Here is a 21,979-nt window from a genome sequence, read left to right as displayed (position 1 = left end):
TAAATAGTCAATATGCAAAACGCCTGTCAACAAGCCAGACAGCCAGCGTGGCCGCCCGGACAGGCAGGTAATCAAGGTACGAACTGTTCGATCGCCTGGCGATTACTCCAAGACTTGGTTAGCCCGGCGGCGGCGGCGGCGTCCATCCAGCGATAAGCCAGATGTTCGCTCAGCGGGATCACCCGCTCGTCAGGCAACGCCAGGCAAAACCAATGCTCCAGATTGCGCGTCACACCAGGGGCATAACGCCGGCGCAGGTGCGCGAACAGCTCAAACTCCACGCAACGCTGGCAGTCCGTCAGCGTCAAATGCTCGTCGACGATGTCGATTCCCACTTCTTCCTTTACTTCACGCTGCGCGGCCTGCGGCGCCGACTCGCCCGCTTCGAGGCTGCCGGTAACCGACTGCCAAAAATCGGGATCGTCGCGCCGCTGCAACATCAGCACCCGTCCGCTCTGGCGGGCGTAGATCACCACCAGTACGGATTCCGGACGCTTATAAGCCATTACGCGTCGTCGCCCTGTTTCAGGCTGACGGCAATGGACAGCTCCTGCAACGCGGCCGGATTGGCGCGGCTCGGCGCATCAGTCAGCGGGCAGGCGGCGGCCGTGGTTTTCGGGAAGGCGATCACGTCACGGATATTCTCCGTCCCGGTCAGCAGCATCACCAGACGATCCAGCCCGAATGCCAAGCCGGCATGCGGCGGGGTACCGTACTTCAGGGCGTCCAACAGGAAGCCAAATTTCTCACGCTGCTCCTGCTCATTGATCCCCAGAATATCGAATACCGCCGACTGCATGGCGCCATTATGGATACGCACCGAGCCGCCACCCACCTCGTAACCGTTCATCACCATGTCATACGCATTGGCGATAGCGTCGACCGGATTGGCCTTCAGCGCTTCCGGGCTGATGTCACGCGGTGAGGTGAACGGATGGTGCATCGCCGCCAGGCCGCCTTCACCGTCGTCTTCGAACATTGGGAAGTCGATCACCCACAGCGGTGCCCAGCGGGTCTCGTCGGTCAGTTTCAGGTCACGACCGACCTTCAGACGCAGGGCCCCCATGGCGTCGGTAGCCACCTTGGCGCTATCGGCACCAAAGAAGATGATATCGCCGCTCTCGGCGCCACAGCGCGCCAGGATCCCGTCCAACACCTCGGCGTCGAGGAACTTGGCGATCGGGCTTTGCACGCCATCCATCCCGGCGGCACGATCGTTGACCTTCATCCAAGCCAGACCTTTAGCGCCATAGATGCCGACAAACTGACCGTACTCATCGATGTTTTTACGGGTCAGGCTGGCACCGCCCGGTACGCGCAGCGCGATGACACGCCCTTTGGCATCATTGGCTGGGCCGGAGAACACGTTGAAATCGACGGTTTTAACCAGATCGGCCACATCCACCAACTCCAGCGGGTTACGCAGATCCGGCTTGTCGGAACCGAAACGGCGCATCGCCTCGGCGAAGGTCATCACTGGGAAATCGCCCAGATCGACGCCTTTGATCTCCAACCACAGTGCACGGGCCAACGCCTCCATGATTTCACGCACCTGCTCGGCGCTCATGAACGAGGTTTCCACATCGATCTGGGTGAATTCCGGCTGGCGGTCGGCACGCAGATCTTCGTCGCGGAAACATTTGACGATCTGATAGTAACGGTCGAAACCAGACATCATCAGTAACTGCTTAAACAGCTGCGGTGACTGCGGCAATGCATAGAATTTACCCTTGTGCACCCGGCTCGGAACCAGGTAGTCGCGGGCACCTTCCGGCGTCGCCTTAGTCAGCATCGGCGTTTCGATATCCAAGAAGCCGTGGTTATCCATGAAACGGCGCACGAACGCGGTGATCTTGGCGCGCGTTTTTAGCCGCGCGGCCATCTCCGGACGGCGCAGATCCAGATAACGGTACTTCAGGCGATTCTCTTCGCTGTTGGTCTGATTAAAGTCCAGCGGCAGCGGCTCGGCGCGGTTGATGAGGGTCAGCCCCTGGCCAAAGACTTCGATCTCCCCGGTCGACATTTCGCTGTTACGCTGACTCTCCGGGCGAGCACGCACGGTGCCGGTGATCTGCACGCAAAACTCGTTACGCAGCTCAGAGGCCTGACGGAAAGCATCCTGGTGATCCGGATCAAAGAACACCTGCACCACCCCTTCGCGGTCACGCAGATCGATGAAGATCAGACCACCCAGGTCGCGGCGGCGATGTACCCAACCGCACAGGGTCACTTCCTGGCCCACATGGGACAGATTCAACTGCCCGCAATACTTAGTACGCATAACGATATCCTTTGGCTTGCTTAATTTATTTTGCCGACGCCGCGCCCGGACAACTGGCCGGACACGTGCTGCCTGCGCAGCGCTCTGTTGAAGACGGTGTTTTGTCGGTACGTGGCTTAAAATCGGTCGCGTACCAGCCGTTTCCCTTTAACTGGAAACCGGCGGCTGAAATCTGTTTTTTCAAGGCAGGATGACCGCACGCCGGACAATCGACCAGCGGTGCATCGGACATTTTTTGCAACTTCTCAAGATGATGATTGCAGTCGCTACAAACGTATTCGTAGATCGGCATAGCTCAGGCGGATTTACATGCTTGATGAAAAAAGGGGGCTATTATACTGGAAATTCCCCGCTGCGATAAGAGCACGCGCGCACTTTGCACTGTTTCTCGCCACCCTTCCTCCTCTGCCCAACTTGTTATCTTTATGTTATATTTCAGATACGTTCATGATGGAGCCAACGGATGTTCTACTATGGGTTGCCGCAATGGCAACATGCCGCCTGGGCGAAGCTCGGCCTGCACGACTTGGCCGACTACAGCCGCTACTTCAACTGCGTCGAAGGCAACACCACCTTCTATGCCCTGCCCTCACCCGCCCTGGTGCAGCGCTGGCGCGCCATGACCCATGACAACTTTCGTTTCTGCTTCAAATTTCCTTCCGCCATCAGCCATCAGGCGGCACTCCTGCACTGTGACCAACAGATTGGCGCTTTTTACCGTGCGCTGCAACCTCTGGATGACCGACTAGGGCAACTTTGGCTGCAACTGCCGGCGGCCTGCGGTCCAGAGCACCTAGCGCGCTTGTGGCACTTTCTCGATAGCTTGCCCAGCGGCTTCCACTATGGCGTCGAGGTGCGTCACCCAGCGTTCTTCGCCAAGGGAGAGGCTGAGCGCTCGCTCAACCAGGGATTACGCCAACGCGCTATCAATCGCGTCCTCCTCGATAGTCGCCCGGTTCACCACGCCCGCTCCGACAGTCGCGCCGTGCGCGAGGCGCAGCGCAAGAAGCCACAACTACCGGTACACGTAGTAATGAGCGCGGCCCAGCCGATGGTACGCTTCGTCGGCGGCGACGATTTGGCCGCCAACCGCCGTTGGTTGCAGCCTTGGCTGATACCGCTTCAGCGTTGGAGCCAGGAGGTCACTCCCTACCTGTTCATCCATACACCGGACTGCCGCGACGCACCACAGCAAGCACAAGCGCTATGGTCGCTTCTGGCGCAAGCCGGGATCGTAGGGCTGCCTCCCTGTCCCGACTGGCCGCAACAGACGGCGCTGTTCTGAAGCGCGTGGTGAACTAAACGCAAGCAACAGTAAAAAAATCGACATTGCTCAACAGATTAGTTAGGACATTCCTCTGGGCTGCGGCTATCATTTACCAGTTCATACGGTTAAGAATATGGAGCTTAAGAAAATGATAAGCGCGCTTTATGTTGTGCTTGGCGCACTATTATTAGTCACGTTTTCTTGGCAGGTCGTACGGCTGCGCATGCTCTATCGCGTCAGCTATGGTGATGGCGGTTTCTATGAGTTACAGACCGCCATCCGTATCCACGGCAACGCCGTGGAGTACATCCCCATCGCCGCCATCCTGCTGGTGATGATGGAGATGAACGGCGCCCGAGTATGGATGGTACATCTGTGCGGAGTATTACTGATCCTGGGGCGTGTCCTGCACGCCTGGGGATTGCGCCAGCACGAGATGCACTGGCGCCGCTCCGGAATGAGTGCCACTTACCTGGCACTGTTACTGATGGTGGTGGCCAACCTCTACTATCTTCCTTGGGGTCAGATGCTACTCGGCGATTAACCGGCGTCCCGGCGCGATCGGCGGGCACATCCTTAACCGCGGCGGCGCGCCCGCGCCAGGTAGAACCCGCCCCACAATGCCGCAAGCCATAGTGGCAACAACAGCACCGAGATACGGATGGCTGGCGTCAGCGCCATGATCACCAAGATCAGGCCGAGAAACGCCAAACACAGGTAGTTGCCATAGGGATAATACAACGCGCGAAAAGGCGTCGTCACTCCCTGGCGCTCCATCGCCGCCCTAAACTTGAGGTGCGCCATGCAGATCATTACCCAGTTGATCACTAGCGTGGAGACCACCAACGCCATCAATAGCGCAAACGCCTTACCCGGCATCAGGTAGTTGATCAGGATCACCAGTGAGGTGGTCAGCCCCGACAAAGCGATCGAATGCAGCGGAATACCGCGTCGGCTGACTCGGGTTAACCAACGTGGCGCATGCCCCTGTAGCGAGAGACCGTACAGCATGCGACTATTGGAGTAGACGCAACTGTTATAGACAGATAGCGCGGCGGTCAAGATCACCACATTCAACGCCGCCGCCACCGCGCCGCTGTTCAACTGGGCGAAAATCATCACAAACGGGCTACTCGCCGCGTCGATCTGTGGCCAGGGGTAAAGCGTCAGCAACACCAGCAGAGAGCCGATGTAGAAGATCAGGATACGGTAGACCACCTGATTGGTCGCCTTGGGGATACTCTTGCGCGGCTCGCTGGCTTCGGCGGCGGTGATGCCGATCAGCTCCAAGCCGCCGAAAGAGAACATGATCACCGCCAGCGCCATCACCAATCCGCCCCAACCGTGCGCCAGAAAACCGCCGTACTGCCACAGGTTATCCAGGCCGGCCTGCGGCCCCGCCTCACCAGAGAGCAGCAGCCAACTGCCGAACGCGATCATGCCCAAGATGGCCGCCACCTTAATTAGGGCGAACCAGAACTCGGTTTCGCCGTACAGGCGCACATTGACCATATTCAGCCCGTTGATCAGCACAAAGAACAGGCTAGCCCAGATCCAGGTCGGTACCTCCGGCCACCAATACTGCATGTAGATGCCGGCGGCGGTCAGTTCAGCCATGCCGACCAACACGAACATCACCCAATAGTTCCAGCCGGAGACGAAGCCGGCGAAGGGCCCCCAGTAGTGGTGGGCAAAGTGGGCGAAAGAGCCCGCCACCGGCTCCTGGACCACCATTTCTCCCAGTTGGCGCATAATCAAAAAGGCGATGACTCCGCCGAGGGCATAGCCCAACAAAACGGCTGGCCCGGCCAGTTGAATCGCCGGACCGATGCCAAGAAATAGGCCGGTACCGACGGCGCCGCCGAGGGCGATCAGTTGTATATGCCGGTTTTTTAATCCCCTCTCTAGGGTGGTACTACTGTGCTGCGAATCGCCCATTTTTTCCTCTGTGCGATAGCGTCATGGTGGCTCTATGAAGCGCGATCTCCGTGGCGTATCGTATTATTTTGTTTACAACGCGCGGCGATTTGTATCACTCATAACTATTGCATTCAAGATAAATATCATGTTATCAGCAGCAATTGCTGGCGGAATATTCAACGCGTCGTTGTCGGCACGGTGTCCGCCCGTCAGGCGAAATGGCGCATAGCCGACGGCGGCCATTCTCTGCTAGACTATGCGCCCCTTATTGCAACTCCCTACATCCGCTATGTCTGACCGCGATAACAATCCCGCACCGTGCGCCGGGCGCGACACGCTATTTTCCGCCCCGATCGCCAAGCTGGGCGACTGGACCTTTGATGAACGCGTAGCCGAAGTGTTTCCCGACATGATCCAGCGTTCGGTGCCGGGCTACTCCAACATCATCGCCATGATCGGTATGCTGGCGCAGCGCTTCGTGCTGCCGGGAACACGGGTGTACGATCTGGGCTGCTCCCTGGGCGCCGCGACCCTCTCCATGCGCCGCAATATTCAAGCCGAAGGGTGTGAAATTATCGCCATTGATAACTCACCGGCGATGGTCAGCCGTTGCCGCCGCCATATCGATGCCTTCCGTAGCCCAACGCCGGTGCGGGTGTTAGAGGCCGATATCCGCGATGTCGCCATCGATAACGCCTCGCTGGTGGTGCTGAATTTTACCTTGCAGTTCCTAGCCCCAGACGATCGCCAAACTCTGCTAGACCGGATCTACCAGGGACTACTGCCTGGCGGTGCGCTGGTGTTGTCAGAGAAGTTCAATTTCGCCGATGCCACCGTTGGCGAGCTACTGTTCGATATGCACCATGACTTCAAGCGTGCCAACGGCTACAGCGAACTGGAAATCAGCCAGAAACGCAGCATGCTGGAAAATGTCATGCTGACGGATAGCGTGGAAACCCACAAACAACGACTACACCAGGCCGGCTTCCAACATGCCGAAACCTGGTTCCAGTGTTTTAACTTTGGCTCACTGCTGGCCATCAAGGAGATCCAGGCATGATCGACTTCGGCAACTTCTATGCCCAAATCGCCCACGGGCCGCTGAGTAAATGGCTGGAGGTGCTACCGGCACAGTTGGCCGCCTGGCAACGCGACTCCCTGCACGGTTACTTTCGTGACTGGAATAACGCGGTGGAGCGGCTGCCAGCACTGACCCCCTACCGTCTGGATCTGCTGCATGGCGTGCGCGCCGAGGCAGAGCAAGCGCTGAGCGAAGGACAGCGTATCGGTATCGAAAAGATGCTACGCGCGTTGATGCCCTGGCGTAAGGGGCCGTTCGACCTGTATGGCATTCACATCGATACCGAGTGGCGCTCGGATTGGAAGTGGCAGCGCGTACTGCCGCACCTGTCGCCGCTGACCGGGCGCACCATCCTCGATGTCGGCTGTGGTAGCGGCTATCACCTCTGGCGCATGGTCGGTGCCGGCGCTCACCTGGCGGTGGGTATCGATCCGATGCAACTGTTCCTGTGCCAGTTTGAGGCGGTACGTAAACTGCTTGGCGGCGACCAACGCGCCCATCTGTTGCCGCTCGGCATCGAGCAACTGCCGGCGCTAGGCGCTTTCGATACCGTCTTTTCGATGGGGGTGCTCTATCATCGCCGCTCACCGCTAGATCATCTGTATCAACTCAAAGATCAACTGGTCAGCGGAGGCGAATTGTTACTCGAAACACTGGTGATCGAAGGCGACGCCCAGCAGGTCTTGGTCCCGGGAGAGCGTTATGCGCAGATGCGTAATGTTTACTTTATTCCTTCCGCCGCGATGCTGATCACCTGGCTAGAGAAGTGTGGTTTCTGCGATGTCCGCCTGGTGGATCAGTGCCCGACCAGCGTCGAAGAGCAGCGCCGTACCAGTTGGATGACCAGTGAATCCCTGGCGGAATTTCTCGATCCGCACGATACGCAGAAGACCTGCGAAGGCTACCCGGCACCGCTGCGTGCCGCCTTTATCGCCCGTAAGCCATAAGGGTGTGCGCGGTGTGCGCGTGGAAAAAAGCCCCAACCCAATAGGATGGGGCTTAACCCTGTGAGCGAACCTTCCGCTACAAGTTGGTACTAACCTCTACTGGAGATAACGACTACTCGTACTGGAGATGGTGACGCCCCACCGCCGCGCCGCGAGCTTCCGGCATCAACAGCAATGCGGACTTCATCGCTTCGACCATACCGCTGTCCACACAATAGTGGCAAAACTCGTCGTTATCCGCATGGCTCATGCTAACCCCCGCCTTGCGGTAGCGCATTGTCGACGGTACGCAGTGACCGGCAGAGGTATGCACCTCGTGCAGGCCGATTTCAGCAAACTTATGCAAGTTGGAAAGACGCACCCCGGCACCCGCCATGATCAACGGTCCCTGGCTGGCTTGATGCAACTGGCGCAACAACGGTAGGCCAGCCTCGGCGCTCTGCTGCTGACCGGAGGTCAGGATACGCGCTACCCCTAAATCGGTGAGCTGCGCCAGCGCCAACATCGGATTGGCGCACATGTCGAAGGCGCGATGAAACGTGATGGCCAACGGCCCGGCCAGCGTCATCAGTTGGCGCATGCGACGCAGATCGATATGCCCCTCCTCATCCAATAGGCCGATCACCGCGCCGGGGAAACCCAGCTCGCGCACCAGCGCCAGATCGCGCTTCATCAAGGCGAATTCGCTATCGCTGTAACAAAAGTCACCGCTGCGTGGACGAATGATCGGATGTACCGGGATACTCACCTGTTCGCGGCATCCCACCAGGGTGCCGTAGCTGGGCGTGATCCCACCATCCTGCTGACTGGCGCACAGTTCGATACGATCGGCGCCGGCCTCCTGAGCGGCCTCGGCGCAAGCCAACGAGTAGCAACAGACTTCTAACTTCACCATTCCAACCTCCGAATCAACAGCCAAAACGACGCCGAGATGAAAAATACTCATACCCATACGCCAAATATTGAGGATCGCCCCACGCCTCGCCTAGTCTATTCCCCTGCGTGTTTGAATTTTCACCCCGCGCGCGTGATGATAAAGCGCCCCCGGCGCACACGCCAGGCCGGCAGGAGCGCGGTGCAGCGGGAAAGTAACCGGTTGCAGCCTGAAGGATGCGATTAGCCTACTAAAGGATAATAGTGATGACATTTAATTTCGATGAAGTGATCGACCGCCGTCACAGTGACAGCGAGAAATGGGGCAAATATGCGGGACAGGACACAATTCCACTGTGGGTCGCCGATACCGACTTCCGCTCACCACCGGCCATTATCGACGCCTTGCAGCAGCGCGTGGCACATGGTGTATTCGGCTACGGTGCCCCGCCGCCGACGCTGATCGCGCTGTTTGTCGAACGCATGGCGCAACGTTATCAATGGACGATCCAACCCGAATGGTTAGTGTTTCTGCCGGGGCTAGTCTGCGGCCTGAACCTAACGGTACGCGCCCTAACCGCGCCGCATCACGGCACCTTAGCACCTCACCCGATCTATCCTCCATTCATGAAGTCTGCCCGTTTCGCGGGGCGTAGTCAGACGCCAATGCCGCTGACCTTGCGCGACGGCCGCTGGCTGGTCGATCTGGCGGCGGCCGAAGCCGGGATGAATGGACAAGAACGCTTGTTAATGCTGTGTAACCCGCAAAATCCGGGGGGAACGGTCTACCGACGCGAGGAGTTGGCGGCGCAATTAGCCTTCGCCCAGCGCCACGATCTGCTGATCTGCTCCGACGAGATCCACTGCGATCTGTTGCTGGAGCCCGGCGTACGTCACACACCGATCGCCACACTGAGTGCCGATGCCGAGCGGCGTAGCGTGACCCTGATGGCGCCCTCGAAAACCTTTAATATCGCTGGCCTCGGGGCCTCCGTCGCCATCATTCCCGATGCCCAACTACGTAGTCGCTTCATCGCGGCGCGTACCGGCATCGTCCCGCAAGTCGATATCTTGGCCTTCGTCGCCGCTGAGGCCGCCTATCGTCACGGCCAACCTTGGCTGGATGCACAGTTGGACTACCTGCGCGCCAATCGCGATCGACTCACGGCACGCATCAACGCCATGCCGGGGCTACGCACGGTCAGCGTCGAGGGGAGCTATCTGGCCTGGATCGATGCCAGTGCCCTGCCCGTCGACCATCCCCAGGCATTCTTCGAGCGGGCCGGGGTCGGACTCTCCGACGGCGCAGACTTCGGCGCGCCACGCTTCGTGCGCCTCAACTTCGGCTGTCGGCGCGCCTTACTCGATCAGGCACTGGATCGTATGGCAAACGCCATCGCCGCACTATAAGCGACGCGTTAAACGCACTCGCTGGCGACGATCGCCCGTAGAGAATAGGGATGGAACTTGATCGTCGTCAGGCGATCGCCTACCGCGAGCGTCGGATTAGGCAAACGCTCACCCTCCCCTTGCGGGTGACTAAACGTGAGGCTGATCCCCGGCGCTAACAGCCCTTCATCCGGTAACAGCGCCAGGGCACGGCGATGTAGCGTAGCCGGATCGCCCGCCAAGACCAGCTCAACATGCTGCCATCCCTGATGGGGATAACGCTTGCTCCCCGGATAAGGCAACTCGACACAATCGATCGACCAAGGGCCGACGCGCAACGGTTGCGCCAGATCGAACAGACAGATCGGGCGGCCATTGATGAGGTTCTCGGCCAGTAAGCTCGCGCAACGCAGGAAGCCGCACCGCCAGCGCTCCGCCGTCGCCCGGTCGTTACAACGCAACGAAATGTGATCCGCCGTAAAACGCGCCAGATCCAGCGACAGTGACGCCGCCAACGCCGTTAACGCCGTCTCGAAACGCGTCAAATCCGCCGCCAGCTCTCGCAGCTCGCCGATATCGGCTAAGTTGTTCATGCTCTCTCCCGTGATGATCGGCGCATCGCTCCCGGCGGCGACGCAAAACCGTGGCGCGTACTCTACCTCGCCAGGCGCGCCACATCCATCCCCGCGCGCACCACCAGCAGGGAAAGGTGCACGGGTGCTGACGGCAGTAGTGATTTCACCTATAATGACCGGCTGTTTTCCGCCGCATCACCCCATTCGGCGGTTAGGATTCGGTTTTCACATTAACGATGCCGGCGCCCTCGGCGACCGGTGCGAACAGCTTAAGGTAACCCTGTGAATATTCAGGCACTTCTTTCAGATAAAGTCACTCAGGCGCTGGTTGCAGCCGGTGCGCCGGCCGATAGCGAGGCCCTGGTTCGTCCTTCCGCCAAAGTCCAATTCGGTGACTATCAGGCCAATGGTATCATGGCGGCGGCCAAAAAAATGGCTATGCCACCGCGCCAACTCGCCGAACAGGTAGTGGCCAATCTGGCCCTGGATGGGATCGCCAGCAAGGTAGAGATTGCAGGCCCGGGTTTCATCAACATTTTCCTCGACGCCGCCTGGTTGGCTGACCAGGTGGACGCCGCGCTGGCAGATCCGCGCCTGGGCGTCGCCCGCGTCGCCCCGCAGACCATCGTTGTCGACTATTCTGCCCCCAATGTCGCTAAAGAGATGCACGTGGGTCACCTACGTTCCACCATCATCGGTGATGCCGCCGTGCGTACCCTGGAGTTCCTCGGTCACAACGTCATTCGCGCCAACCATGTCGGCGACTGGGGCACCCAGTTCGGCATGCTGATCGCCTATCTGGAGATGGTACAAAACGAGAGCCAGGCCGGCGAGATGGCTCTGGCCGATCTGGAAGCCTTCTACCGCGCGGCCAAGAAGCACTACGATGAAGACGCCGCCTTCGCCGAACGCGCCCGCGGTTATGTGGTTAAGCTGCAAGGGGGCGACGAATACTGCCGCGAGATGTGGCGTAAACTGGTCGACATCACCATGCGCCAGAACCAGCGCAACTACGATCGTCTCAACGTGACCCTGACCGATGACGATGTGATGGGCGAAAGCCTGTACAACCCGATGCTGCCGGGCATCGTGGCCGATCTGAAGGCCAAGGGACTGGCGACGGAGAGCGAAGGCGCCACCGTAGTGTTCCTCGACGAGTTCAAAAATAAAGAAGGGGAGCCGATGGGGGTCATCGTCCAGAAGAAGGACGGCGGCTACCTGTACACCACCACCGACATCGCCTGCGCCAAGTATCGTTACGAGACGCTCGGTGCCAATCGTATCCTGTACTATATCGACTCACGCCAGCATCAGCATCTGATGCAAGCCTGGGCCATCGTGCGCAAGGCGGGTTATGTCCCGGAATCCGTTAGCCTGGAGCACCACATGTTCGGCATGATGTTGGGCAAAGACGGCAAGCCGTTCAAGACCCGCGCCGGCGGCACCATCAAGCTGGCCGATCTGCTGGATGAAGCCATTGAGCGCGCTACCAAGCTGATCGCCGACAAGAACCCAGAGCTGAGTGACGATGAGCTGAAAGAGCTGGTGGAAGTGGTCGCTATCGGCGCGGTCAAGTATGCGGATCTCTCCAAGAACCGTACCACCGACTATATTTTCGATTGGGACAATATGCTGGCCTTCGAAGGCAATACCGCGCCTTACATGCAGTATGCCTACACTCGCGTGGCCTCCATCTTCAAGCGTGCTGGCATTGATGAGAACAACCTCAGCGGCACCGTCATCCTGACGGAAGAGCGAGAGAAGGCGCTGGCGACCCGCCTGATGCAATTCGAAGAGACCATCCTGACGGTGGCGCGCGAAGGCACCCCGCACGTCATGTGCGCCTACCTGTATGAGCTGGCCGGATTGTTCTCCAGCTTCTACGAAGCCTGTCCGATCCTCAACGCCGACGATGAGCGCGTACGTGCCAGCCGTCTGAAGCTGGCCGCCTTGACGGCGCGTACCCTGAAGACCGGCTTGGATACCTTGGGTATCAAGACCGTCGAGCGGATGTAATCGCTCCGGCGCATAGGTCGCAACCAGCCACCCGCTCGCTATACAGCCGGTGGCTTTTTTTATCTCATCGCGAGTCCGGGCCATGACGTCCTCGCCCGGCACGCGGTGAGCGGGCGAGGAACCCAGGTCAAGGTTACAACACCGCGCTACGGGTGAAGTCGCGGAGGCGAAAGCCCAGCAGCCCCAATACGGCGAAGTAGCTGGCAGCCCCAGCGACCACCAGCCCCATCAGGCGCAGCAGACGATAAGGCATGCCTCCCATATCCCAGGCAGGCATCCACCACATCATGCCGCCCAAGACCGCCGCCATCACCGACACCGCGACGAATAGTTTCAGCAAGAACCCCGACCACCCGGCCAAGGGGGTGAACAGCTTCTGACGGCGCAACTGCCAATAAAGCAACCCGGCGTTGAGGCAGGCGGCCAGGCCGATGGAGAGGGAGAGCCCGGCGTGCTTCAGTGGGCCGATGAAGATCAGGTTCATCACCTGGGTCAGGATCAATGTCACGATGGCGATCTTGACCGGGGTCTTGATGTCCTGGCGTGAATAAAAACCCGGTGCCAAGATCTTGACCATGATAATCCCCAGCAGTCCCACCGAGTAGGCAACCAGCGCACGCTGGGTCATCGCCGCATCGAAGGCGTTGAACTTACCGTATTGGAACAGCGCGACCGTCAACGGCTTGGCGATCACGCCGAGCGCTACGGCACAGGGTAAGGCCAGCAGGAAACAGAGCCGCAAGCCCCAATCGAGCAGACGGTTATAGTCGTCCAGCCGCCCGGAGGAGAAACTTTTGGCCAGCGAGGGCAACAGGATGGTCCCCAAGGCGACCCCGAGAACGCCAGAGGGCAATTCCATCAGGCGGTCGGCATAGTACATCCAGGAGACTGAACCGGAGACCAGAAAAGAGGCGAAGATGGTATTGATGATCAGGGAGATCTGACTGACGGAGACCCCGACGATCGCCGGCCCCATCAGCTTAAGCACCCGCCATACCCCCCGATCATGCAGATTAATGCGCGGCAAAACCAGCATGCCGATCTTCTTCAGATGCGGTAGCTGATAGCCCAGTTGCAAAACGCCGCCCACCAACACCGCCCACGCCAGCGCCAATACCGGTGGATGAAAATAGGGTGCAGCGAACAGCGAAAAACCGATCATGCTGACGTTAAGCAGCGTCGGGGCAAAGGCCGGCACCGAAAAGCGGTTCCAGGTATTCAACACCGCCCCGACCATCGAGGCCAACGAGATCAGCAGGATATAGGGAAAGGTGATACGCAGCAGTGCGCTGGTCAGGGCGAACTTATCCGGCGTATCGGCGAACCCCGGAGCGGTCGCATAGATCACCCAGGGTGCGGCCACCATTCCCGCCACAGTCACCAACGCCAGGATCAGGGTCAGCAGACCGCAAACATAGGCGACGAAGGTACGCGTCGCCTCCGCGCCTTGCTGGTTCTTGTACTCCGCGAGAATCGGCACGAATGCTTGAGAGAAGGCGCCCTCGGCGAAGATACGCCGCAAGAGGTTGGGCAGTTTAAAGGCGACAAAAAAGGCATCGGTAGCCATCCCGGCGCCAAAAATCCGTGCTACCAGCGCGTCGCGGGCAAAGCCCAATACGCGCGAAAACATGGTCATCGAGCTGACCGCAGCCAGTGATTTAAGTAGGTTCATCGGTTCATCGTCAGGGTTGCGGCCCCACCGTCCAGTGTAGGCGGGGGAGGAAAAGAGGCCAACTAGTCTACTTATCCCCGAACGAATAGCCAATGCAGGATGTAACAAAAGGCTCGGATTTCAGACGCTAGGCGCGCTATCGCACTCCGGCGAGAGGGACGGGACGCGCTCGGCGCCCCGTCTCGGTTTATGCGTCGTTCAGCAGGCTCGCCAATTGCCGTTTCAATTCGGCGACCTCCGTCTCCAGCGCCGTCACCCGTTCGCTTAGCGTCTCCGCCTCGCTCACCATGAGCGGAGCCGGCACCGGCGCCCCTTCGGCCCCGAGCGCCGGTGCGCCACAGAACAGATGCGCGTAGCGGCTTTCGCGCCGGCCCGGCTCGCGCGCCAGACGCAGGACGAAAGGACCATCCTCACGCTCCGCCAGTCGATTCAGCACCTGCTCCGCTTCGTTAACATCGGCGAAGGCGTATAATCGGTTGCAGCGAGTGCGCAGCTCACCCGGCGTCTGCGGACCGCGCAATAACAAACAGCAGATCAACGCGACCTCCGCCGGGCTAAAGCGCAGATCGCCAAATTCGGAGTTACAGAAACGGTGTTCATACTTCACCACTCGACTGCCCGGAGCATTGATGCTACGGATCTGGTGCTTACGCACTAGCAGATCCAAGGCGTTTTGCACCTCGCTCTCGCTCAACTCCAGCACCGGCTCACGATTGGTCTTCTGGTTGCAGGCGGTGGTCAACGCATTGAGTGATAACGGATACTGCTCCGGCGTCGTTATCTGCTTTTCAAGGAAGCAGCCGATGACACGCGCCTCGATCGGGGAAAGAATATGTTTAATCATCTGCGGTTATCTCCTGGTAAACCCGGCCATGGGCGGCTCTTAGCGCCCAGCCGTCCAATCGGGGGTAGTCAGGGCAGTCAGCACGTGATCCTGCCATTTCCCATTGATCAACAAATAGTTTTTAGCGTAGCCCTCTTTTTCAAAGCCCAGACGCTGCAACAGCGCGCCGCTACGCTGATTATGGGGCATGTAATTGGCCATGATACGATGCATGCGTTGCTGACGTTGCATATAGCGGATCGCCGCCTGTAACCCCTCATACATCATCCCCTGCCCCTGCCATTTGGCTGCGACGGAATAGCCGAGGAAACAGGCATGAAAGGCGCCACGTAGCACATTGCTGAAGTTGGCCACGCCACGCACCTCCTGCTCATCCTGCCCCAGCAGAATAAAATAGAACGCGCTGCCCTGCTTATGTAGCTCACGGATCATCGACAAGCGCGCCTGCCAACCGGAGGGGTAACAATGACTTTCATCGCGTATCGGCTCCCAGGGGCGCAAGAAGTCGCGGTTTTCCGCATAGTAATCCGCCAGTCGGTGAGCATCGCGCTCGCCCACCAAGCGCACAACTAACCGATCCGTGGTCAGATGGACCTTGGGGCCCGTGTTGCCATAGCCAAACATGCATCCCTCCGTATGCCTTACCCTTATCGAATAGCGCCGCACCGCGCGTAGGCCGCGAGCGCTGTTACTGATTACTATAACCTCTCCCTTGGTAAGCGGTAAGCCATTGACTGATGTTATAATGTGCAAACGCGCCTCACTGTCAGCGATTTCTCTCGGTTCTGCCAGCCAGTTAACGCTATATGCCAAAATTTTATGAATCCACAATACAATTTACTGTTTATTCAGCCATTCTATGACTCCCTCTATTATTAACACCGATAACGGGCGAAAATAATACCGGTCGGTATCAAATTCTTACTTGCGCTTACGCTTAATGGTGAAACATGTCGCTGGTATTACAGGCCAGGCGATCAGGGAAGTCCTTTCTGCTGATCGATAACCTGCTGGTCGTGCTCGGTTTCTTTGTCGTCTTCCCGTTGATCTCTATTCGCTTTGTCGACCAGTTAGGCTGGGCTGCATTGATGGTCGGCATCGCCCTCGGTCTGCGTCAGCTGCTCCAGCAGGGGCTGGGCATCTTTGGCGGAGCGATCGCCGATCGCGTCGGCGCCAAACCGATGATCGTCATCGGTATGTTGCTGCGCGCTGCCGGCTTCGCCACCATGGCCGTCGCCAGTGAACCGTGGATCTTGTGGGCCTCCTGTGCCCTCTCCGCCCTAGGCGGTACGCTATTCGATCCGCCGCGCACCGCCTTAGTAATCAAACTAACCCGCCCCCATGAGCGCGGACGCTTCTATTCCCTGCTGATGATGCAAGACAGTGCCGGTGCGGTAGTCGGTGCGTTGATCGGCAGTTGGCTCTTGGCTTATGACTTCCACTATGTCTGTTGGACCGGCGCGCTGATCTTCGTACTGGCCGCCGCCTGGAACGCCTGGCTGCTGCCAGCCTATCGTCTGTCGACGGTACGAGCGCCGGTCGGTGAAGGCATGCTGCGGGTGATCCGCGATCGACGCTTCCTCACCTATGTACTCACCCTGACTGGCTACTATGTGTTAGCGGTACAGGTGATGCTAATGTTGCCGATCGTCGTCAACGATATCGCCGGTGGGCCGAGCGCGGTCAAATGGATGTATGCCATCGAGGCGGCCCTATCGCTGACCCTGCTCTACCCCATCGCCCGCTGGAGCGAGAAACGTTTCCGTCTGGAACAGCGTTTAATGTTCGGCCTACTGTTGATGACCCTAAGCCTGTTCCCGCTGGGACTGAGCGGCTCGCTTTCGTCGCTCTTCGCGCTGATTTGCTGTTTTTACCTCGGCTCGATCATCGCCGAACCGGCGCGGGAAACCCTGAGCGCCTCACTGGCCGATGCGCGAGCGCGTGGCAGCTACATGGGATTCAGTCGACTGGGATTGGCATTGGGCGGGGCTCTGGGCTATACCGGCGGCGGTTGGATGTATGATCTGGGCCGTTCATTCGCCATGCCCGAACTCCCCTGGGCATTGCTGGGCCTGATCGGGCTGTTGACCTTAGCAATACTGTATTGGCAGTTTAACCTGCGTGCGCCCTGCGCCGTCCGTCAGCCGCGCTCCAGCTAACACTGGCGACGGGGATTCGGCCTTATCCGATCCCCGTCACGCGCCATAAGGTGTATGCTGTCATAGCGTTAGCGCATGATACGCCATGCTAGGTACGGGTTTTTCCCTCACGCACGCTGTGTCACAATACCTCTTTTCCGTATCGGGTTGTTCCCGTCGCCGAGGCTTGATTAATGAAAAAACTATGGTTTACCGCCGCCCTGTTGGTGGCCGGTCTAGTGTTGAGCGCCTGTAATAAGCTGACCAGCTACAGCATCAGCGAACAACAGATTAACAGTTACCTGGAGAAACATAGCCAGTTCGAAAAACAGATCGGAGTCCCCGGCCTGGTGGATGCCCGCATCACTCTCAGCCAGCTCAGTAGCCAAATCGGGCGCAGCGAACCGAACACCATCACCCTGAGCGGTCATGCCAACGTCGCCATCAGCTCGATTCTCGGCCCACAGCAGAGCGAGTTAACGCTGACCTTGCGCGCCAAGCCGGTATACCAGCGCGAGCAAGGCGCCATCTACCTGCGCGATCTGACCCTGGTAGATTACCAAGTGCAACCGCAGAAGATGGAGACCATCATGAAAGCGTTGGCCCCCTACCTGAACCAATCGCTGCGCACCTACTTCGACCAGGAACCGGCCTACGTACTCAACCCGGAGAAAAGCAACGCCGAAGCCCTTGCGCGTAAGCTGGCCAAGGGGCTCGAAGTCAAGCCCGGCGAGCTGGTGATCCCGCTGACGGACTGATCTCGCTGACTTATCACTGGCGCAAAACGACAACGGCGCCCATCGGCGCCGTTGTTCATTCACCGGAGCGCCCCCCTTCAGGCGTTGTCCTCCTCTTCGCCGGCAGCCTCATCCTCGGCCAAATCGTCACGTAACGCCTGCAACGCCTCACGCGTCAACTCCGCCAGCGTACGGTAAAAGGGTGTGCGGGCGTGCGCCTCGACCTTCCCCAGAAAGACGCCAGCCCAGGGCATCAGATAGCTATCGAATAAGCTGGTCTGCGCCAGAACCTCGTCGCGCTGTGCCTGATCTTCCAGCCAAGAAGCCGCCAGCAACAACTGCGCGAAGCTGTCCGCCGCCCCGCTTCCCAACGGCATACCGCGCTGTAGCAGAAAGTCGCGCACCTGCTGCTCGCAGGCACCCTCCACATAAGCACTACGCTGAGTCGCCACCGCACCGTCTGTCCCAAACAGCGCCTGATAGTCCTGCGCCAAGGCCTGACGATCATCAGCCGCCGCCTGAAGACGCGTCAGCAAGGCCTCCTGCTCCAACGGCCAGTGCTGCGCCAGCCGCTGCTGTTGCAACAGCGTAAACAGCGGGTCCAACAGGGGGTCCTGAGGCTGACGGGCGAACAGCGAGCCCAACAGGCGACACACAATGGAAAACTCATTCATATCCGTTCCTGCAATCGATAGTTTAACGTGACAATGTCACAAAAATGGAAATTACCACGCGGCAAACTCGGGGATAACACGGTGACCCCGGCGCTGCAAGAAGTCGAGCACCCGCCGCGCAGACGCATTCAATACCCGTTCCGGCGGGAAGTTTACCTCATCCAGGATCGCGATACAGTGGCTAAAGTTCCCCATATCGAAGGCGATATGGGCGTCAGAGCCGAGTGACAGCCAGCCGCCGGCATCGCGCACCGCCGCCGCGATGGCGCGACAATTGTCGGCGCTCCCGACACGCGAGTGACTGAAAGAGGAGTTATTCAACTCCAACGCCACCTCATAACGCGCGGCCGCCTGCGCGACGGTGGGGATGTCTATCGGGTATTTAGGGTTGCCGGGATGGGAGATGATGTCCACTTCGCCACGCGCCAGCAACGCCAATAACGCAGCGGTATGGTAGTCCCGATCCACCGGGGCCAACACCGGCTCATGGAAACCGGCGATCACCAGATCCATCTCTGCCAGTATACGTCCCTGACCGTCGATTTCGCCGTGCTCGTTCTTGATATTGGCTTCGATCCCTCGCAGGATACCGATACCATTGACGATGCGCGGCCACACGCGCATGTTCATAAAGTGCCAAGGATGGGGGGCATCGGCCATCTCCGGGCCGTGATCGGTGACGGCGAACAGCTGCACCCCTCGCGCCGCCGCCTGGGCGATATAGTCGTGCAGCGTACTATAAGCGTGGGTGCTGGCGACGGTATGCATATGTAAATCGACGGGATACATCATCTCTCCTTGCTGGCTGTCAGCCCGCCTGTCAACGGGACTTGCGAAATCACCCCACTACGGTAACAAAAAATCGCGCAAGATTCATGCTGGACAGCATCCCCTGCGGGGGCCACGTCCTTTTTTCGTCGTACTCACCGCGCGCCCTATCCGGCGAGTAGCACATTGTTTATATTAGCGCTTTGTTTTATTATGCCGAAATCTATGACATATTCATCGATAGTGCTGATGGCACTGTGAGCGCGCAGCGACGTTCTGTTCAGGTTCACTGTCTTTAATTGGGAGTTACCCTTATGGTTCTCGAAAGAACGTTGCGTAGAGCCGTGGCTGGTCTGTTCGTTATCTTATTTATCAGCTCTGCCGCCTTAGTCATTTATAGCAGTGCGCGTGAATGGCAAAATATGCGCCTGGTGACCTCAGCAATCGTCAATGGCATTTCCAAAAGTCAATTGGATAATGACAATAGGAATATTCAGCGGCGCAGCAAAATTATCGAGTACGTCACAGAAAGAGCGGATCAGGATATGGATCTGTTTAGCGTTGCACGCGATCTGCATTGGGGAAGTAGCGTCTACTTGCTCGATGGGGCACATCTGCGCCTATTGGATCAGGGCGCGCATGATTGGCTCTCTAACGATAAGAAACAGGCCCTCATCGCCAAGTTGCAAAGTCACCACCAACGTTATTGGTATGGTCACCTTGAGCGCGGCGAGACGGTGCTCCCCTATCTGAAATATACCACCCGTACGGGCAAGATCTTACTCTTTCTCCTGGATATTAATGGTCTGGAAAAGGTATTGGATGAACACAGCGCTACCACGCCGATTTATCTCTATGTCTTTGACCAAGAAAATAGGTTAATCGCGCGTTCGGCCAATGCCCCGGCGCAACTCCCCGATAGCATTCGTGGTGACAATCTTCAGGCGAGTCGTCCGTTTGAAATAAAAGTCAGCCAACAAAATGCGTTGTTAAATGGCAAACAAGCGACCCTGGTGGGCTATATTCCAGCCGCCTACCTGTTAAAGCTGATTGGTTTTAACCTGCTCTATTTTATTTTATCATTCAGCTGTGCGATATTTTTCTTGCGTTATTTCTACAAAAAAATCAAGCGTGAGATCGAGCAAGAGCGCGAAACCTTTTTAGCCGGAAAAACGCCGTCGCATGCGCACGGTCTCTTCTTTAACGACGCCGTGAAGCGGCGCGTCGAACTGGATAACCACGCGCTGCTGCGTGATCCGTTAACCAAGCTGTATAACCGCCGCAAGTATGACTACGACATCGCACAACGTCTGTACCAGAAGTTTCCCTTTTACCTCCTGTTACTGGAGTTGGATGCGCCGCCCAGCGACGACACATCCGCCGCGCACGAAGAGGAGGAGCTACGCCTGACGCAATTAGCCGCTCTCTTCGCTCAGTATCAGGAGGGGTGGCGTTTCTATCGCCTTGGCGGTGACGTCTTCGCCGCCCTGCTCGATAAACGTCACGTGGCCGATAGGCGCGCCCTGGCACAGTGCTGCGATGCCCTCTTAGCCGAGGCGGCGCAACAGCAGGCCAGCCTTAGCATCGGTGCCAGCGACAGTGCCGAAGCCAGCGAACGTCTGGTGCTACAGACCCTGGCGGATAACCGACTGTATATCAGTAAGCATCGTGGTAAAAACTGCGCCACTCTGCCGCCAGAGCGTCCGGAAGCGTCATCGCCAGCCGTACGCCCAGATGACTGGCCGGTTCAATAACCGCGAGCAATATCCACCTGCCCTTCAGGGTGCCGCCCGGCCTCGATGGCGCGGATATTATCGGCGATGTAATCCATCGCCACCGGTGCCAGGGTGATTGCAGCGATATGTGGCGTCATGGTGACGCGCGGATGCTGCCAGAAAGGGTGATCGCTCGGTAAGGGCTCCTGCGCGAACACATCCAGGGTCGCCGCCGCCACTTGACCACTATCCAACGCCGCCAACAAGGCGTCCTGATCCAGATGCACCCCGCGCGCGAGGTTGATGACATAAGCCCCGCTATTCAATTGCGCGAACAACTCCGCATTCAGGATACCGGCGGTCTGGGGCGTGTTCGGCAACAGGTTGATCAGTAGCTGTACCCCTTGCAGGAAAGCGGCAAGCTGATCATTACCGTAGAAGCTCTGCACCTGGGGATAATCTTTTACTCCCCGGCTCCAACAGCGAAGCGGCAAACCGAAGGAGGCCAAACGGCGCGCCACTCGCCCACCTAGCACCCCGGCACCCAACACGCCGACGGTGAATGTCTCGGCTTCGTGCGGCGCCAAATAGCGCCAGATCCCCTGGCGCTGCTGTAATGCATATTCGTCGAAGCGCCGAAAGTAACGCATCACGGTGGCTACCGCGTACTCTTCCATCTGCTGCGCCATGCCCGTATCCTCCAGACGCAGCAACGGGATCCCCGGCGGTAACATGCCGGGATGTTCACGCGCCTGTGACAAAATGGCATCGACACCGGCCCCCAAGGCGAAGATGGCGCGCAAATCCTGACGTTTGGCTAACATCTCATAGGGCGGTTGCCAGACCAACGCATAATCCGCCGGGGCGTTGTCGCCGGGTTGCCACTGACGGATATGCGCCTGCGGCAAACGCTGACGCATGCCGTCAAGCCAGGTCTGAGCATCGAAAAAAGGATGGTAATAGATGATCTCCACGTCGGCCTCCTGGGGATAGGGGATAGATGGCGGCAGCGCTGCCGCCCGGTTAGCGGATAAAAAAACGGCGAATACCCTTTTGTCAGGATCTCCGCCGTCTGTCAACGC

21 protein-coding genes are annotated in these 21,979 nt (G+C 58.5%); 9 read left to right on the top strand and 12 right to left on the bottom strand.

Translation table 11 applies throughout. The features are described 5' to 3' along the window. Positions 1–71 precede the first annotated feature (71 nt). From nudB to EHO01S_RS18285, 3 genes are read right to left on the bottom strand one after another with little or no spacing between them, the layout of a single operon-like run. Positions 72–506, bottom strand: a complete 435-nt coding sequence (gene nudB / locus EHO01S_RS09325; protein WP_024523699.1) for a dihydroneopterin triphosphate diphosphatase — start codon at positions 504–506, stop codon at positions 72–74. Next, positions 506–2,281 (bottom strand): aspartate--tRNA ligase, encoded by a 1,776-nt coding sequence (gene aspS, locus EHO01S_RS09320; RefSeq protein ID WP_024523698.1) that lies wholly within the window; start codon positions 2,279–2,281, stop codon positions 506–508. The genes nudB and aspS overlap by 1 nt, the downstream gene beginning before the upstream one ends. A 25-nt stretch (positions 2,282–2,306) precedes the next feature. After that, positions 2,307–2,573, bottom strand: coding sequence for an FmdB family zinc ribbon protein (locus EHO01S_RS18285; RefSeq protein ID WP_071991011.1), 267 nt, complete (start codon positions 2,571–2,573; stop codon positions 2,307–2,309). 171 nt (positions 2,574–2,744) lie between these two features. On the opposite strand from EHO01S_RS18285, the gene EHO01S_RS09315 reads away from it, so the two are divergent. Together EHO01S_RS09315 and EHO01S_RS09310 are read left to right on the top strand one after the other, a co-directional pair. Then, entirely contained in the window at positions 2,745–3,566 is an 822-nt protein-coding gene (locus EHO01S_RS09315) for a DUF72 domain-containing protein (RefSeq protein WP_024523697.1), read from the top strand. Positions 3,567–3,696: 130 nt separating this feature from the next. After that, positions 3,697–4,092 carry an MAPEG family protein gene (locus EHO01S_RS09310; RefSeq protein ID WP_024523696.1) on the top strand — a complete coding sequence of 132 codons (396 nt, stop codon included), beginning with the start codon at positions 3,697–3,699 and terminating at the stop codon, positions 4,090–4,092. Between the two features lie 32 nt (positions 4,093–4,124). Here the strand turns inward: EHO01S_RS09310 and EHO01S_RS09305 are convergent, their stop codons facing one another. Continuing rightward, on the bottom strand, positions 4,125–5,486 hold the full coding sequence (locus EHO01S_RS09305) for an amino acid permease (protein ID WP_024523695.1): 1,362 nt from the start codon (positions 5,484–5,486) through the stop codon (positions 4,125–4,127). Positions 5,487–5,757: 271 nt separating this feature from the next. Between EHO01S_RS09305 and cmoA the strand changes: the two genes are divergently transcribed. Together cmoA and cmoB are read left to right on the top strand one after the other, a co-directional pair. Beyond that, a complete protein-coding gene (gene cmoA, locus EHO01S_RS09295; protein ID WP_024523694.1) occupies positions 5,758–6,528 on the top strand; it encodes a carboxy-S-adenosyl-L-methionine synthase CmoA in 771 nt (256 codons plus the stop codon). After that, positions 6,525–7,496: a tRNA 5-methoxyuridine(34)/uridine 5-oxyacetic acid(34) synthase CmoB gene (cmoB, locus tag EHO01S_RS09290; RefSeq protein ID WP_024523693.1), complete on the top strand. Its 972-nt coding sequence runs from the start codon at positions 6,525–6,527 to the stop codon at positions 7,494–7,496. The genes cmoA and cmoB overlap by 4 nt, the downstream gene beginning before the upstream one ends. A 112-nt stretch (positions 7,497–7,608) precedes the next feature. On the opposite strand, the gene cutC is transcribed toward cmoB, so the two are convergent. Continuing rightward, positions 7,609–8,391 (bottom strand): copper homeostasis protein CutC, encoded by a 783-nt coding sequence (gene cutC / locus EHO01S_RS09285; RefSeq protein ID WP_024523692.1) that lies wholly within the window; start codon positions 8,389–8,391, stop codon positions 7,609–7,611. A 245-nt stretch (positions 8,392–8,636) separates the two neighbouring features. Between cutC and EHO01S_RS09280 the strand changes: the two genes are divergently transcribed. Continuing rightward, positions 8,637–9,779, top strand: a complete 1,143-nt coding sequence (locus tag EHO01S_RS09280; RefSeq protein WP_024523691.1) for a MalY/PatB family protein — start codon at positions 8,637–8,639, stop codon at positions 9,777–9,779. Positions 9,780–9,787: 8 nt separating this feature from the next. On the opposite strand, the gene EHO01S_RS09275 is transcribed toward EHO01S_RS09280, so the two are convergent. Next, complete coding sequence (locus EHO01S_RS09275; RefSeq protein ID WP_024523690.1) at positions 9,788–10,351, bottom strand: VOC family protein; 564 nt, start codon at positions 10,349–10,351, stop codon at positions 9,788–9,790. Between the two features lie 264 nt (positions 10,352–10,615). Here EHO01S_RS09275 and argS point away from each other — a divergent pair, with 264 nt between their 5' ends. Continuing rightward, positions 10,616–12,349 carry an arginine--tRNA ligase gene (gene argS / locus EHO01S_RS09270; protein WP_024523689.1) on the top strand — a complete coding sequence of 578 codons (1,734 nt, stop codon included), beginning with the start codon at positions 10,616–10,618 and terminating at the stop codon, positions 12,347–12,349. 133 nt (positions 12,350–12,482) lie between these two features. Here the strand turns inward: argS and murJ are convergent, their stop codons facing one another. The 3 genes from murJ to rimJ all read right to left on the bottom strand — a co-directional run bounded on the left by murJ (position 12,483) and on the right by rimJ (position 15,489). Further along, positions 12,483–14,021, bottom strand: a complete 1,539-nt coding sequence (gene murJ, locus EHO01S_RS09265) for a murein biosynthesis integral membrane protein MurJ (RefSeq protein WP_024523688.1) — start codon at positions 14,019–14,021, stop codon at positions 12,483–12,485. Between the two features lie 187 nt (positions 14,022–14,208). Next, entirely contained in the window at positions 14,209–14,865 is a 657-nt protein-coding gene (locus EHO01S_RS09260) for a YceH family protein (protein WP_081702249.1), read from the bottom strand. A gap of 39 nt (positions 14,866–14,904) precedes the next feature. After that, positions 14,905–15,489: a ribosomal protein S5-alanine N-acetyltransferase gene (gene rimJ, locus EHO01S_RS09255; RefSeq protein WP_024523686.1), complete on the bottom strand. Its 585-nt coding sequence runs from the start codon at positions 15,487–15,489 to the stop codon at positions 14,905–14,907. Positions 15,490–15,815: 326 nt separating this feature from the next. Here rimJ and mdtH point away from each other — a divergent pair, with 326 nt between their 5' ends. Both mdtH and EHO01S_RS09245 read left to right on the top strand, forming a co-directional pair. After that, positions 15,816–17,024 carry a multidrug efflux MFS transporter MdtH gene (gene mdtH / locus EHO01S_RS09250; RefSeq protein WP_024523685.1) on the top strand — a complete coding sequence of 403 codons (1,209 nt, stop codon included), beginning with the start codon at positions 15,816–15,818 and terminating at the stop codon, positions 17,022–17,024. 173 nt (positions 17,025–17,197) lie between these two features. Further along, positions 17,198–17,761, top strand: a complete 564-nt coding sequence (locus tag EHO01S_RS09245) for a lipoprotein (RefSeq protein ID WP_024523684.1) — start codon at positions 17,198–17,200, stop codon at positions 17,759–17,761. 77 nt (positions 17,762–17,838) lie between these two features. Here EHO01S_RS09245 and EHO01S_RS09240 read toward each other — a convergent pair whose 3' ends face one another. Both EHO01S_RS09240 and EHO01S_RS09235 read right to left on the bottom strand, forming a co-directional pair. Continuing rightward, on the bottom strand, positions 17,839–18,414 hold the full coding sequence (locus EHO01S_RS09240; protein WP_024523683.1) for a TorD/DmsD family molecular chaperone: 576 nt from the start codon (positions 18,412–18,414) through the stop codon (positions 17,839–17,841). Between the two features lie 51 nt (positions 18,415–18,465). Beyond that, a complete protein-coding gene (locus tag EHO01S_RS09235) occupies positions 18,466–19,203 on the bottom strand; it encodes a phosphatase (RefSeq protein ID WP_024523682.1) in 738 nt (245 codons plus the stop codon). Between the two features lie 293 nt (positions 19,204–19,496). Between EHO01S_RS09235 and EHO01S_RS09230 the strand changes: the two genes are divergently transcribed. Next, entirely contained in the window at positions 19,497–20,936 is a 1,440-nt protein-coding gene (locus EHO01S_RS09230; protein WP_024523681.1) for a diguanylate cyclase domain-containing protein, read from the top strand. Here the strand turns inward: EHO01S_RS09230 and ghrA are convergent. Continuing rightward, positions 20,930–21,871, bottom strand: a complete 942-nt coding sequence (gene ghrA, locus EHO01S_RS09225; RefSeq protein WP_024523680.1) for a glyoxylate/hydroxypyruvate reductase GhrA — start codon at positions 21,869–21,871, stop codon at positions 20,930–20,932. The genes EHO01S_RS09230 and ghrA overlap by 7 nt on opposite strands. Between the last annotated feature and the right edge of the window lie 108 nt (positions 21,872–21,979).

Source organism: Edwardsiella hoshinae NBRC 105699 = ATCC 33379 (assembly GCF_000474215.1).
Lineage (GTDB): Bacteria > Pseudomonadota > Gammaproteobacteria > Enterobacterales > Enterobacteriaceae > Edwardsiella > Edwardsiella hoshinae.
The sequence above is the reverse complement of the archived record's forward strand: the minus strand, read 5'-3'. Positions and strand labels throughout refer to the sequence as shown.

What these genes read in the sequence shown, in the direction of transcription:
- nudB (WP_024523699.1), bottom strand. Translation starts at nt 506, where the DNA reads ATGGCTTATAAGCGTCCGGAATCCGTACTGGTGGTGATCTACGCCCGC.
- aspS (WP_024523698.1), bottom strand. Translation starts at nt 2,281, where the DNA reads ATGCGTACTAAGTATTGCGGGCAGTTGAATCTGTCCCATGTGGGCCAG.
- EHO01S_RS18285 (WP_071991011.1), bottom strand. Translation starts at nt 2,573, where the DNA reads ATGCCGATCTACGAATACGTTTGTAGCGACTGCAATCATCATCTTGAG.
- EHO01S_RS09315 (WP_024523697.1), top strand. Translation starts at nt 2,745, where the DNA reads ATGTTCTACTATGGGTTGCCGCAATGGCAACATGCCGCCTGGGCGAAG.
- EHO01S_RS09310 (WP_024523696.1), top strand. Translation starts at nt 3,697, where the DNA reads ATGATAAGCGCGCTTTATGTTGTGCTTGGCGCACTATTATTAGTCACG.
- EHO01S_RS09305 (WP_024523695.1), bottom strand. Translation starts at nt 5,486, where the DNA reads ATGGGCGATTCGCAGCACAGTAGTACCACCCTAGAGAGGGGATTAAAA.
- cmoA (WP_024523694.1), top strand. Translation starts at nt 5,758, where the DNA reads ATGTCTGACCGCGATAACAATCCCGCACCGTGCGCCGGGCGCGACACG.
- cmoB (WP_024523693.1), top strand. Translation starts at nt 6,525, where the DNA reads ATGATCGACTTCGGCAACTTCTATGCCCAAATCGCCCACGGGCCGCTG.
- cutC (WP_024523692.1), bottom strand. Translation starts at nt 8,391, where the DNA reads ATGGTGAAGTTAGAAGTCTGTTGCTACTCGTTGGCTTGCGCCGAGGCC.
- EHO01S_RS09280 (WP_024523691.1), top strand. Translation starts at nt 8,637, where the DNA reads ATGACATTTAATTTCGATGAAGTGATCGACCGCCGTCACAGTGACAGC.
- EHO01S_RS09275 (WP_024523690.1), bottom strand. Translation starts at nt 10,351, where the DNA reads ATGAACAACTTAGCCGATATCGGCGAGCTGCGAGAGCTGGCGGCGGAT.
- murJ (WP_024523688.1), bottom strand. Translation starts at nt 14,021, where the DNA reads ATGAACCTACTTAAATCACTGGCTGCGGTCAGCTCGATGACCATGTTT.
- EHO01S_RS09260 (WP_081702249.1), bottom strand. Translation starts at nt 14,865, where the DNA reads ATGATTAAACATATTCTTTCCCCGATCGAGGCGCGTGTCATCGGCTGC.
- rimJ (WP_024523686.1), bottom strand. Translation starts at nt 15,489, where the DNA reads ATGTTTGGCTATGGCAACACGGGCCCCAAGGTCCATCTGACCACGGAT.
- mdtH (WP_024523685.1), top strand. Translation starts at nt 15,816, where the DNA reads ATGTCGCTGGTATTACAGGCCAGGCGATCAGGGAAGTCCTTTCTGCTG.
- EHO01S_RS09245 (WP_024523684.1), top strand. Translation starts at nt 17,198, where the DNA reads ATGAAAAAACTATGGTTTACCGCCGCCCTGTTGGTGGCCGGTCTAGTG.
- EHO01S_RS09240 (WP_024523683.1), bottom strand. Translation starts at nt 18,414, where the DNA reads ATGAATGAGTTTTCCATTGTGTGTCGCCTGTTGGGCTCGCTGTTCGCC.
- EHO01S_RS09235 (WP_024523682.1), bottom strand. Translation starts at nt 19,203, where the DNA reads ATGTATCCCGTCGATTTACATATGCATACCGTCGCCAGCACCCACGCT.
- EHO01S_RS09230 (WP_024523681.1), top strand. Translation starts at nt 19,497, where the DNA reads ATGGTTCTCGAAAGAACGTTGCGTAGAGCCGTGGCTGGTCTGTTCGTT.